General features: G+C 71.5%; 9 protein-coding genes and 3 pseudogenes. 10 read left to right on the forward strand and 2 right to left on the reverse strand.

Going from position 1 to position 12,574, the window contains the following annotated elements; genetic code table 11:
* Positions 1-140: 140 nt before the first annotated feature.
* From ruvC to AB0C17_RS09250, 10 genes and pseudogenes are all read left to right on the forward strand, one after another.
* Entirely contained in the window at positions 141-668 is a 528-nt protein-coding gene (gene ruvC, locus AB0C17_RS09205; protein ID WP_357386543.1) for a crossover junction endodeoxyribonuclease RuvC, read from the forward strand.
* Complete coding sequence (gene ruvA / locus AB0C17_RS09210) at positions 665-1,267, forward strand: Holliday junction branch migration protein RuvA (protein WP_030271013.1); 603 nt, start codon at positions 665-667, stop codon at positions 1,265-1,267. The genes ruvC and ruvA overlap by 4 nt, the downstream gene beginning before the upstream one ends.
* A pseudogene (locus AB0C17_RS09215) lies at positions 1,264-1,464 on the forward strand (Holliday junction branch migration DNA helicase RuvB); the annotation flags it as partial. The gene ruvA and the pseudogene AB0C17_RS09215, both read left to right, overlap by 4 nt.
* A 117-nt stretch (positions 1,465-1,581) precedes the next feature.
* Positions 1,582-2,280, forward strand: a pseudogene (locus tag AB0C17_RS09220) (LAGLIDADG family homing endonuclease); the annotation flags it as partial.
* Between the two features lie 69 nt (positions 2,281-2,349).
* Positions 2,350-3,336 (forward strand): annotated as a pseudogene (gene ruvB / locus AB0C17_RS09225) (Holliday junction branch migration DNA helicase RuvB); the annotation flags it as partial.
* Between the two features lie 139 nt (positions 3,337-3,475).
* Entirely contained in the window at positions 3,476-3,820 is a 345-nt protein-coding gene (yajC, locus tag AB0C17_RS09230) for a preprotein translocase subunit YajC (protein WP_357386541.1), read from the forward strand.
* 224 nt (positions 3,821-4,044) lie between these two features.
* Positions 4,045-5,958: a protein translocase subunit SecD gene (gene secD / locus AB0C17_RS09235; protein ID WP_357386539.1), complete on the forward strand. Its 1,914-nt coding sequence runs from the start codon at positions 4,045-4,047 to the stop codon at positions 5,956-5,958.
* A 1-nt stretch (position 5,959) separates the two neighbouring features.
* Positions 5,960-7,147 (forward strand): protein translocase subunit SecF, encoded by a 1,188-nt coding sequence (gene secF / locus AB0C17_RS09240; protein WP_357469186.1) that lies wholly within the window; start codon positions 5,960-5,962, stop codon positions 7,145-7,147.
* Positions 7,148-7,244: 97 nt separating this feature from the next.
* Entirely contained in the window at positions 7,245-7,811 is a 567-nt protein-coding gene (locus tag AB0C17_RS09245; protein WP_357386535.1) for an adenine phosphoribosyltransferase, read from the forward strand.
* A 251-nt stretch (positions 7,812-8,062) separates the two neighbouring features.
* On the forward strand, positions 8,063-10,507 hold the full coding sequence (locus AB0C17_RS09250) for a bifunctional (p)ppGpp synthetase/guanosine-3',5'-bis(diphosphate) 3'-pyrophosphohydrolase (RefSeq protein ID WP_357386594.1): 2,445 nt from the start codon (positions 8,063-8,065) through the stop codon (positions 10,505-10,507).
* Between the two features lie 76 nt (positions 10,508-10,583).
* On the opposite strand, the gene AB0C17_RS09255 is transcribed toward AB0C17_RS09250, so the two are convergent.
* Entirely contained in the window at positions 10,584-11,429 is an 846-nt protein-coding gene (locus AB0C17_RS09255; RefSeq protein ID WP_357386533.1) for a peptidylprolyl isomerase, read from the reverse strand.
* 87 nt (positions 11,430-11,516) lie between these two features.
* Positions 11,517-12,386 (reverse strand): peptidylprolyl isomerase, encoded by an 870-nt coding sequence (locus tag AB0C17_RS09260; protein WP_357477711.1) that lies wholly within the window; start codon positions 12,384-12,386, stop codon positions 11,517-11,519.
* Between the last annotated feature and the right edge of the window lie 188 nt (positions 12,387-12,574).

Genomic DNA, 12,574 nt, shown 5'->3' on the forward strand with positions numbered 1-12,574 from the left:
GGCGACACATACTCCACCGCCCGCCTGTGTGGTGCGCCGCGTCACCACCCGTGCCCGGCGTGTCCGGCCGACCCGCCGTCGGCGGCCACCAGTAGGGTGTGTCGAACACACGTACTGCTGGCGGCTCGGGAGGAGGCGGCGTGCGCGTGCTGGGCGTCGACCCGGGGCTGACCCGGTGCGGGGTCGGCGTGGTCGAGGGCGTGCCGGGCCGCCCCTGCACGCTCGTGGCCTACTACGTGGTCTACACCGACCCGGCCGACGACCTCGCGCTGCGCCTGCTGCACCTGGACCGCTCGCTCACCGACCTGGTCGCCGAGCACCGGCCGGACGCGGTAGCCGTGGAGCGGGTGTTCAGCCAGCACAACGTCCGCACCGTGATGGGCACCGCGCAGGCCAGCGGCGTGGCCGTGCTCGCCGGGGCGCGGGCCGGGCTGCCGGTGACGACGTACACGCCGAGCGAGGTCAAGGCCGCGGTGACCGGCTCGGGGCAGGCGGACAAGAAGCAGATGACCGCCATGGTGACCCGGCTGTTGCGGCTGCCCGAGCCGCCGAAGCCGGCCGACGCCGCCGACGCGCTGGCGCTGGCCATCTGTCACGTGTGGCGCGGGGGCACCCGGTCCAAGCTGGCCGCCGCCGCGCAACAGGCTCGACGAGGAGGGACGCGATGATCGCGAGCGTACGCGGCACGGTGACCGCCACCGGCCCGGATCACGCGGTGGTGGAGGTGGGCGGCATCGGCCTGGCCGTGCAGTGCGCCCCGGGCACGCTCGCCGACCTGCGCGTGGGCCAGCCCGCCCGGCTGGCCACCAGTCTTGTGGTCCGGGAGGACTCGCTCACCCTCTACGGCTTCGCCGACGACGACGCCAAGCAGTTGTTCGAGCTGCTCCAGACCGCCAGCGGGGTCGGTCCCCGGCTGGCCCAGGCGGTGCTCGCCGTGCACACGCCGGACGCGGTCCGCAAGGCCATCGCCAACGCCGACACCGCGGCGCTGACCCGGGTGCCGGGCATCGGCAAGAAGGGCGCCGAGCGGCTGGTGCTGGAGCTGCGTGACCGGGTCGGTCCGGTGCCGGTGGGCGCCGACGGCGCGGCCGGGGTGACCGGGGGCGCCTGGCCGGAGCAGGTGCGCCAGGCGCTGGTCGGGCTCGGCTGGACGGCGGGCCAGGCCGAGCAGGCCGTGGCCGCGGTGGCGGAGACGGTCGACGGCGAGACCCCGCCGGTGCCGGTGCTGCTCAAGCAGGCGATCCGCCTCCTGGGCCGGACCCGATGACCGGGGAGAACCTGGTCTCGGCGTACGTGCACGACGCCGAGCGGGACGCGGAGGCCAGCGTCCGCCCGAAGCGGCTGGACGAGTTCATCGCCCAGCACCGGGTCCGCGACCAGCTCGACCTGCTGCTGCAGGGCGCGATGCGGCGCGGCTCCCCGCCCGACCACATCCTCCTGTCGGGCCCGCCGGGTCTCGGGAAGCCGGTGTCCGTGGAGGCTCTGGTCCTGTTGGAGAACGGATCACGGCGCCGGCTCGGTGACATCGAGGTGGGTGACCGGGTCATCACCCGAACCGGGGCGGGCGCCACCGTGCTGGCGGTGCACGAGCAGGGTGAACTGGAGTCGGTCAGGATCCGGACCACGAGCGGGCGGGATGTCGTCGCGGCACCCGACCACCCCTTCTGGACCACCGAGGGCTGGACGAAGGCGGGAGATCTCACCGACCGCGACTTCGTCGCCAATGTCCTGTGCCCGGAACTGGTCGCGGACACCGTTCAGGATGTCGCCGAGTACAAGCTCGCCGGCTATCTCATCGGCGACGGATGCACGACGAATCAGGTCACCTTCACGGGGGGTGACGAGGACGTGCTGGCCGACTTCCGGTCTGTTTGTGACCGGATCGGGCACAGTCACGTGACCAGGCCCAACAGTGCCCGCAGTTCGATGATCCGTATCTCGGGTCTTCAGCCCTGGCTGGCCGAACATGGCCTGCTCGGCAAGAACGCCTGGCAGAAGCGAGTGCCCGACTTCGTCTTCGAAGGTGACGCCTGGCAGGTGTCGGCGTTTCTCGGCGCCTACTTCGCCTGCGACGGTACGGTGAGCCGCCGGGGACGTGACCGGTACGACGTGGTCGTCGAGTTCTACAGCGTCTCACGGGGGCTGCTGGAGGACGTACAACACCTGCTGCTGCGGCTCGGTGTTCAGTCACGGCTCAAGCTCAAGCGCGGGCGTTACCAGGGTCGGCCGCACGAGTCCTGGCGGTTGAGCGTCACCAGCCAGGACGATGTGGCGCGGTTCGCGCAGCGTGTGACGGTGATCGGTGAGCGAGGTCGGCGGCTCGCCGAGTGGATGCCGCGTCGAGATCGATTCGACGAACGGCTCGCCGCCGACCGGGTGGCCTCCGTCGAGGCGGTCGGCCTGCAGGAGTGCCGGTGCCTGACCGTCGACGGCGACCACACCTTCACGGTTAACGACTTCGTGGTGCACAACACAACGTTGGCCAACATCGTCGCCGCCGAGCTGGGCACCGGGATCCGGGTGACCAGCGGCCCGGCCATCGAGCGTTCCGGTGACCTGGCCGCGATCCTGACCGGCCTCGCCGAGGGCGACGTGCTGTTCATCGACGAGATCCACCGGATCGCCAAGCCGGCCGAGGAACTGCTCTACAGCGCCATGGAGGACTTCCGGGTCGACGTGGTCGTGGGCAAGGGTCCGGGTGCGACCGCCATTCCGCTGGACGTGGAGCCGTTCACGCTGGTCGGCGCCACCACCCGCTCCGGCCTGCTGACCGGCCCGATGCGCGACCGGTTCGGCTTCGTCGCGCACCTGGACTTCTACGCGCCGGCCGACCTGGAGACGCTGCTGCACCGGTCGGCCCGGATCCTCGGCGTGCCGATCCGGGCCGAGGGGGCGGCGGAGATCGCCGGCCGGTCCCGGGGCACCCCGCGCATCGCCAACCGGCTGCTGCGCCGGGTGCGGGACTACGCCGAGGTACGCGCCGACGGCGTGGTCACGCTGGAGACGGCGCGGGCCGCGCTGACCGTCTACGACGTGGACGCGCTCGGCCTGGACCGGCTGGACCGGGCGGTGCTGACCGCGCTCGTCGACTCGTTCCGGGGCGGCCCGGTGGGCCTGTCCACGCTCGCCGTGGCGGTGGGCGAGCAGCCGGACACGGTCGAGGAGGTCTGCGAGCCGTTCCTGGTCCGGGCCGGGCTGCTGGCCCGTACCCCGCGCGGGCGGGTGGCGACGGAGGCCGCCTGGCGCCATCTGGGCCGCACGCCCCCGAATGGTACATTTGGGATGGATGCCCCTCCGGGGCCCGATCTGTTCTCGGTGCAGACCGACCAGCCGTGATCCGTTCGTGATCTGTGCCGCATTCGGTCTTCTCAGGAGCAGGGACTAGACTTCGCCGCGTTTGTACAGGACGTGAGAATTCGCTTCCGCTGCGGCGCCCTCCGGCGCCGGGGCGGACGCCAACCGGAAGGTCTACACCGTGCTTTACGCAGCAGCGAGTGGCGGAGGAGCCGGCGGTCTGACGCCGATCCTCATGATCGCTCTGCTCTTCGTCGTCATGTACTTCATGATGATCCGTCCGCAGCAGAAGCGCCGCCGCGAGGCTGAGCAGATGCAGTCCGCCCTCGCCCCGGGCGACGAGGTGGTCACCATCGGCGGCCTGCACGGCACGGTCACCGCGGTCGAGGACGAGACGGTCCTGCTGGAGGTCGCGCCCGGCGTGCAGACCCGGTACGCCCGCCCCGCCGTCGCGCGGGTGATCAAGCGCGCCGAGGCTCCGGCTGAGGAGACGATCACCGAGGACGCCGAGCCGGTCAAGGAGTGACCACCCGCCCCGGACGGGGCAGCGGATTCATCCGTACAAGTGGATAGTTGGGGTCGGCGCCCGGCGTCGGCATCCGGCCGGGCCGTGCGGCGCCCCCACGCCGCGCACCAGCCGGCGTGCCGTGCTCCGGTGCCGACCCGCCGGAGCAGTCGGGCGGACACCCCCGGCCCGACAGTTGTCGCCGCCGCGGAAGCGGCGCGACCGTACAGGGAGACAGGACAGCCGTGGCACCACCTCAGGGACAGATGCGGCCCGGACGGCAGCTCGCCGTACTCGGCTTCATCTTCGTCGTCCTCTATCTTTTGGTGTTCTTCTCGGGCGGCGCCAGCGGCGGCTGGAAGGACCGGCTGGAGCCCCGGCTCGGCCTGGACCTCGTCGGCGGCACCCGGCTGACGCTCGAGGCCACGAACACCGTGGACGGCAAGCCCCCGACCGCCGACAACCTCGAGGAGGCCCGGCAGATCATCGAGAGCCGGGTCAACGCCTACGGCGTGGCCGAGGCCGAGGTGGTGACCGAGGGCAACCGCAACATCGTCATCTCCCTGCCCGGCCAGAACCGCGACCTGACCGACGTCGGTGAGGCCGCCGAGCTGCGCTTCCGCAAGGTGCTCAAGGCCACCGACGGCAGTGGCGCCGCAGCCGCGCCCGCGCCGGTGCCCAGCGCCACCCCGTCCGGGTCCGCCAGCCCGGCGCCGTCGGGCAGCGCGTCGCCGAAGGCGAGCGCGAGCCCCAAGGTGAGCGGGTCGCCGAGCGCCGGCGGCCAGGGCGGCATGGCCCCGGCCTCCCCGTCGGCGACGCCGAGCGCCGCCGCGCCGAGCGCGAGCCCGAGCGCCGCCAGCCCGAGCCCGAGCGCCAGCGCCGAGCCGGTGCCGCAGAGCATCGAGCAGCAGCGCAAGGCCGTCGAGCAGAAGGTCGGCGCGCCCGCCTGGGCCGCCGCCTCCGGCCTGCAGGCCCCGGCGGACCTGACCACCGACCCGTCGCTGGCCGACAAGCTCAAGCCGTTCGGCACGCTCTCCCCGCAGGAGGTCGCGGTCCTGCCGGTGGAGATGCAGTTCAACGTCCCGACCATCACCTGCGCCCAGCTCGACACGCGGCCCGCCGCCTCGATCAAGGACGAGAAGCAGAAGGCGGTCGCCTGCGAGTCCGGCGCGAAATACCTGCTGGACGTGGCGAAGGTGCTCGGCACCGATGTCAAGGACGCCTCCGCCCAGCTCGACCAGACCAGCTCCTGGGTGGTCAGCCTGAACTTCACCGGCAAGGGCCAGGAGAAGTGGACCGCGCTGACCCGCGAGGCGTTCAACAACGAGGGCCAGGCCTGCGACCAGACCGCGCTCGGCCAGGACGGCAAGTGCCGCGTCGCCGTGGTGCTGGACAACGAGATCGTCTCGTCCCCGGAGATCCAGGGCGTGCTGACCGGTGACTCGCAGATCACCGGCAGCTTCGACAGCAAGGCCGCCAACGCGCTGGCCAGCCAGCTGCGCTACGGCGCGCTGCCGGTCACCTTCGAGCCGCAGGAGCAGCAGAACGTCACCGCCACGCTCGGCGACAGCCACCTCAAGGCGGGTCTGCTGGCCGCCGGCATCGGCATGCTGCTGGTCATCATCTACTCGTTCTTCTACTACCGTCTGCTCGGCTCGGTCATCTTCCTGAGCCTGGTGCTCTCCGCGCTCCTGGTGTTCGGCGCGCTCGTGGTGCTCGGCCGGTCGATCGGCTTCACGCTCACGCTCGCCGGCATCGCCGGCATGATCGTGTCGCTGGGCGTCGCCGCGGACTCGTTCGTCATCTACTTCGAACGACTGAAAGACGAGATCCGGGAGGGCCGCAGTCCACGCAGCGCGGTGCCGCGCGCCTGGATCCGGGCCCGACGGACGATCATCTCGGCCAACGCCATCACGCTGATGTCGGCGGTGGTGCTCTACATCGTGTCGGTCGGCGCGGTGAAGGGCTTCGCCTTCGCGCTCGGCCTGGCGACCGTGCTGGACCTGGTCGTCGTGTTCCTCTTCCGCCACCCGATCATGACGATGTTCGCCCGTACCAAGGCGTTCCTGTCGCCGCGGGTCAGCGGTCTGGGCCGGGCGCTCCCGGCCCGGTCGGCCGAGCCGGGCACCGCCCGCAACCCGCGTGTGAAGGAGGCCTGAGATGGCTAAGAGCGGTCTTGCCGCCCGGCTCTACCGGGGCGAGGCGGATCTCAACATCGTCGGGCGCCGCAACGTGTGGTTCGGCGTGGCGGGCCTGCTCGTGCTCGTCGCCGTGCTCAGCTTCGCGATCAGCGGGTTCAAGCTCGGCATCGAGTTCGCCGGCGGCAACTCGTTCCAGGTGCCGGCCAGCGTCGGGACGCTGGACCGGGCCGAGCAGGTGGTCGACGAGGTGCTGGCCGACGAGGCGCCCGGCGTCGAGGTGGTGAGCGCGCAGAAGGTCGGCGGCACCAGCGGCGAGTTCTACGAGATGCGCACCGGGCAGCTCTCCGCCGAGCAGGCGAACGAGGCCAAGGCCGCGATCGCTCAGGAGTTCGGCATCCAGGCCGACCAGATCAGCGGCAGCCAGGTCTCCGAGGCATGGGGCAGCCAGGTCACCTCGCGTGCCTTCCTCGGTCTGCTGATCTTCATCGCGGTCGTGTCGATCTACCTGGTGCTGCGCTTCGAGTGGCGGATGGCGGTCGCCGCCATCATCTCGCTGCTGACCAACCTGGTCCTCACCGCCGGCATCTACTCGCTCGTCGGCTTCGAGGTCACCCCGTCGACGATCATCGGCTTCCTCACGATCCTGGGCTTCGCGCTCTACGACGTGGTGGTGGTCTTCGACAAGGTGCAGGAGAACACGCGCGGCATCACCGCGAACAACAACGTCACCTACGGCGAGGCGTCCAACCTGGCGCTCAACCAGAGCCTCATGCGGTCACTGAACACCTCGGTGGTGGCGCTGCTGCCGGTCGGCGGTCTGCTCTTCATCGGTGCCGGCCTGCTCGGGGCGGGCACGCTGAAGGACCTCGGCCTGGTGCTGTTCGTCGGTATGGCGGTGGCGTTCCTGACCTCGATCCTGCTGGCCACGCCGCTGCTGGTGCTGCTGAAGAACATGGACCCCCGGATCAGCGCGCACAACAAGCGGGTGCAGGCCCGCCGGGCCGCGCTCGCCCGCGGCGAGATCACGCCGAAGGGCCGGCCGGCCGCCGCGCCGGTCGCCGACGCGCCGATCGACCCGGAGGCGGCCGCGCTGGCCGGCGCCGCGCCCAAGGTGGGCGCCCGCCCGACCGGCAAGCGCCCCAGCGGAGCCCGCGGCGGTCGTCCCGCCGGTGGTGGCGGCAACCGGCCCGGCGGCAAGCGCCGCTGACCGTAGGACCGGACGGAATTGGTTCGACGGCGTCCGCCATGCTGATGTCACGGCATGACGGACGCCGTCGTCGTTTCGAGAGGACATGGGACATACCGTGACGGAGACCCACACCGCAGGGATACGCGGAGACATCGGCCCGGAGGTCGCCCAGCTCGTCGCCAGTCGGCTGCTGGACGTGCCGGACTTCCCCAAGCCGGGTGTCGTGTTCAAGGACCTGATGCCGCTGTTCGCCGACGGTGAGGCGTTCCGGGCGGTGATCGACGGCATCATCGCCCACCACGGGCCGGACTCGTTCGACACCGTCGCCGGCATCGAGGCGCGCGGGTTCGTGCTGGCCGCGGCGGTCGCGTACGCCACCGGGGTCGGCGTGGTGCCGGTGCGCAAGGCCGGCAAGCTGCCCCGGGCCACCCTTTCGGCCTCCTACGCGCTCGAGTACGGCGAGGCGACGCTGGAGGTGCACCAGGACGCCTTCACCGCCGGTCACCGGGTGCTGGTGCTCGACGACGTGCTCGCCACCGGCGGCACCGCCGAGGCGACGCTCGACCTGGTGGAACGCGCCGGCGGGACGGTCTCCGGGTTCACCGTGCTGCTGGAGCTGGGCTTCCTGGCCGGCCGTGAGCGGCTGGCACCGCGCCCGGTCCATGCCCTGTTGACCGTTTGACCAGGCCGGCCCGTCCGGGCGGTCGGCACCGACCGCCCGGGGGAGCGGTGGCGTACCCTGCGTGCGGGTAGCATTGCCCTTTGCCCGCCCCGGCCGAGCTGTCCGGGGCGGCGAAGGCGCCGGGGCCCGGCCCCCGGCGACCGCGTGGAACAACACCGGCCCCCGGGCCGGTTGAACCAGACGTCGGCCGGACGGCCGGCGCATTCCGGCGAGCGGTGAGGAGGCCGGTGTCCCACGATGTCGTCCCTCCGGTGGAGGGCACGGTGCACCCGACAGGCGACGCGGACGGCTCGGTGACCGAGCGCAGCGGCAACCCGCCGGCGCGGGCGATCGGTGCCACCGGCGCGTCCGACGCGACCGCCGACGGCGGGGCGGTCGTGGTGCCGTTCCCGACCGAGGGCTCCACCGAATCCCCGGCCGGCGGCGGTTTCGCCCTCTCCAACGCGCCCACCGGCCGGCGGGTACGCGCCCGGCTGGCCCGGTTCAACGCGCCCTGGCAGACCTCGCAGGTCAGCGAGGTGCTGGAGCCGCTGATCGCGACGCACCGGGAGAACCACCCCAAGGCCGACGCGCGGCTGCTCCAGCGCGCGTTCGACACGGCCGCGCGGTGGCACTCGGGGCAGTACCGCAAGTCCGGCGACCCCTACATCACGCACCCGCTCGCGGTGGCGACCATCCTGGCGAACCTGGGCATGGACACCACCACGCTGGTGGCGGCGCTGCTGCACGACACCATCGAGGACACGGAATACACGCTCGACCAGATGCGCGCCGACTTCGGTGGTGAGGTCGCGCTGCTCGTCGACGGAGTCACCAAGCTCGACAAGGTCAAGCTCGGCGACGCGGCCAAGGCCGAGACCATCCGCAAGATGGTCGTGGCGATGGCGAAGGACCCCCGCGTCCTGGTGATCAAGCTGGCCGACCGGCTGCACAACATGCGGACGCTCACCTTCCTGCCCCGCCCGAAGCAGGAGCAGAAGGCCAAGGAGACGCTGGAGATCCTGGCCCCGCTGGCGCACCGCCTCGGTATGAACACGATCAAGTGGGAGCTGGAGGATCTCGCCTTCGGCACGCTGTTCCCGAAGCGGTTCGAGGAGATCAACCGGCTGATCGGGGAGCATCAGCCGCAGCGCGAGGCGTTGCTGCGCCAGGTGACCCAGAAGGTGTCCACCGACCTGAAGGCCGCCAAGATCAAGGCGGAGACGACCGGCCGGCCGAAGCACCTCTACTCGATCTATCAGAAGATGATCGTGCGGGGACGCGACTTCAACGACATCTACGACCTGGTGGGTGTGCGGATCCTGGTCGACACGGTGCGGGACTGCTACGCGGCGCTTGGGGTCATCCACGCCAACTGGCAGCCGGTGCCGGGCCGGTTCAAGGACTACATCGCGATGCCCAAGTTCAACATGTACCAGTCGTTGCACACGACTGTCATCGGGCCCACCGGCAAGCCGGTGGAGATGCAGATCCGCACGTACGCGATGCACCGCACGGCCGAGTTCGGCATCGCCGCGCACTGGAAGTACAAGGAGCACAAGGGCACCCCGGTGGTGGGCCCGCCGGCGCACATCGACGAGATGACGTGGCTGCGGCAGCTGCTGGACTGGCAGCGCGAGGCGGCCGACCCGAGCGAGTTCCTGGACGCGCTGCGGTTCGACCTGTCCAGCCAGGAGGTGTACGTCTTCACGCCCAAGGGCGACGTCATCCCGCTGCCGACCGGGTCGACGCCTGTGGACTTCGCGTACGCGGTGCACACCGAGGTCGGGCACAAGTGCATCGGCGCGCGGGTCAACGGCAAGCTGGTGCCGCTGGAGTCGACGCTCTCAAACGGCGACGTGATCGAGATCTTCACGTCGAAGTCCGACACCGCCGGCCCGACGCAGGACTGGCTCGGCTTCGTCAAGAGCCCGCGCGCGCGTACGAAGATCCGCCAGTACTTCAACAAGGAGCGGCGCGAGGAGGCGATCGAGGCCGGCAAGGACGCGATCGTCAAGGCGATGCGCAAGCAGGGCATGCCGTTGCAGCGGATGCTCACCTCGGACGCGCTGATGGCGATCGCCCGGGACCTGCACCTGGCCGACGTGGCCTCGCTCTACGCCGCGGTCGGCGACAGCCAGGTCTCCGCGCAGTCGGTGGTGCAGAAGCTGATGGCCTCCTACGGCGGCGAGGAGGGCGCGGCGGAGGACATCGCCGAGACCGCCGTCGCCACCCGGCCGCCGCGCAGCCGGCAGAGCAGCGCCGACCCGGGCGTGGTGGTCCGCGGCGTCAGCGACGTCTGGATCAAGCTGGCCCGCTGCTGCACGCCGGTGCCGCCGGACTCGGTCTTCGGGTTCGTCACCCGCTCCGGCGGGGTGAGCGTGCACCGGGACGACTGCGCCAACGCCGAGGACCTGCGTGCCCAGCCGGAGCGGGTGGTCGAGGTGAGCTGGAAGCTCACGTCGGCCTCGACGTTCCTGGTCGCCATCCAGGTCGAGGCGCTGGACCGGCACAAGCTGCTCGCCGACGTGACCCGGGTGCTGTCCGAGGAGCGGGTGAACATCCTGTCGGCGACAGTCACCACCACCCGGGACCGGGTGGCGGTGAGCCGCTTCAGCTTCGAGATGGCCGACCCGAAGCACCTGGGGCACCTGCTGGCCGCCGTCCGCAAGGTCGACGGCGTGTTCGACGCGTACCGGGTCACCTCGGGGGCCTGAGCCACCCACGACGCACGCGAAAGCGCCCGCCGGCTGGATCCGCAGCCGGCGGGCGCTTCGTCGTCGTGGGGTGCGGTCAGCCGCCCTGGATCGGGCTCATGGTCACCTTGGTCATGGTGATCTCCTTCTTCGGGTGGCCGCCGCCGGCCTGCTTGGCGAACGCGCCGTCGTCACCGGCCGCGGCGACCTGCTTCACCACGTCCATGCCGTCGGTGATGGTGCCCAGCACCGTGTAGTTCGGGTCGAGCGGCGAGTCGCCGTACACGATGAAGAACTGGCTGCCGGTGCTGCCCGGCTGGTTGGACTTCGCCATCGCGATGACGCCCTCCGGGTACGGCGGGCGCTTGTCGGTGGGCAGGTTCTCCTCGGCCAGGTTGTACGACGGCCCGCCGATGCCGTCGGTGTCCCGCCAGCCCTTCCCGGTGGCGCTCGGGTCGCCGCACTGGAGCACCTTGATGCCCTCGGTAACCAGCCGGTGGCACTTGGTGTTGTTGTAGAAGCCCTTCTCCGTCAGATGCGTGAAGCTACCGGCGGTGCAGGGCACCTTGGCGCGGTCGATCTTGGCGGTGATCTGGCCCAGGTTGGTGTCGATGGTCAGCGTCTGGGTGCCCTTGCCCGCCTGCTGGGCCGGCGGCAGGCCGACGTCCTTGATCTGCGGCGGCCGGCCCTCCTTGGGCACCTCCGTGTACGCGCACTGCACGGAGCCCGCGCCGGTGGCGCCGCCCGCCTGCTGCTCGTCGTCGTCACCGCCGAGCGAGGTGGCCAGCCAGACCGTGCCGGCCACGACGAGCACAAGCACCGCGGCGGCTCCGACGATCGCCTGGGTCTGCCGGCGCTTACGGGCCCGGCCGGCCCGCTCCGCCATCTCCCGTTCGAGCTTGGCTCGCGCCGCCGCGCGCTGGCGGTCTCTGGTGGACGTCACGGTCACTCCTCACCTGCTGCGTATGGGTCGGCGCGCGCGCCGGATCATGTCTGACACCGCCGGCGGCCGCCGGATCGGCTTGTCGGGTCAGCCCGCGCTGGCGCTGGGCGACGGCGCGGGGCTGCCGGCCGGTGCCGCGCCGGGCTCGCCGACGGTCACGCTCTGGACCAGCACCTGCGTCTTCGGCTTGACCTTGGCGCCATTGCCATTGTCCACCGTCGGCAGGGCGCCGATCTTCTCCACCACGTCGAGGCCGCCGGTGACCTTGCCGACCACGGAGTAGGCCGGCTTGGCCGGGCTGGCGTCCTTGAAGAAGATCAGGAACTGGCTGCCGTTGCTGCCCGGCGGGTTGCCGACCATGGCGACCGTGCCCTTCGGGTACGCCGGGGGCTGCCCGGGCGCCGGGGAGGCCGACGGGTCGGGCTCCGGCGCGGTCGGGACGTTCTCGTTGTAGAACGAGTAGGTCGGGCCGCCGAGCCCGGTGCCCGTGGGGTCGCCGCAGCGCAGCGCGCCCTCGGCGGTGATCTCGTGGCAGGTGGTGTTGTCGAAGAACGACCGGCCGGCCAGGTAGCTCAGGCTCGCCGCGCCGCACGGCGCGTCGGTCTGGTCCAGCTCCACCGTGATCGGCCCACCCTGGTTGGTGGTGATCGTCATCGGGCGGGTGCCCGAGGTGGGCAGGCCAGTGGTGGGCGGCTGGCCGACGTCCTTGAGGTTGGTGTTGACGGCGCCGTCCTCGGCGGTCCAGAGGCAGACGTCCTCGGCGGCCTTCTTCTCCGGCTCGGAGTCGAACGCGCCGAGCGCCCAGGCGGAGCCGGCCACGATCAGCACGAGCACCACCGCGGCACCGACGCCGGCCCGGATCTGCCGGCGGCGCTTCGCGGCCGCCGCCCGCCGGGCGAGCTGCCGATCGAGTTTGGCGCGCGCCAGTTTGCGCTGCCGGTCCCTGCTGGAAGCCACGTGTGCTCCCCTTCCTCTGCCTGATCGCCGCCGGCGCCGGGCGCCGTCCGCCGTTCCGATCGGGGTGCGCCACGCCACACGCCCGCCAGAGTGTACGGGTAGCGACTGTGAATGTGGTGTACGAGGTCCCGCCGTCTCAGCCCGGCCGGGGCAGGCGGGGCCGGTGGCGGGCGCAACCCGCTCGCCGC

Origin of the sequence: Micromonospora sp. NPDC048887, assembly GCF_040649715.1 — a bacterium.
Taxonomy (GTDB): Bacteria; Actinomycetota; Actinomycetes; order Mycobacteriales; family Micromonosporaceae; genus Micromonospora.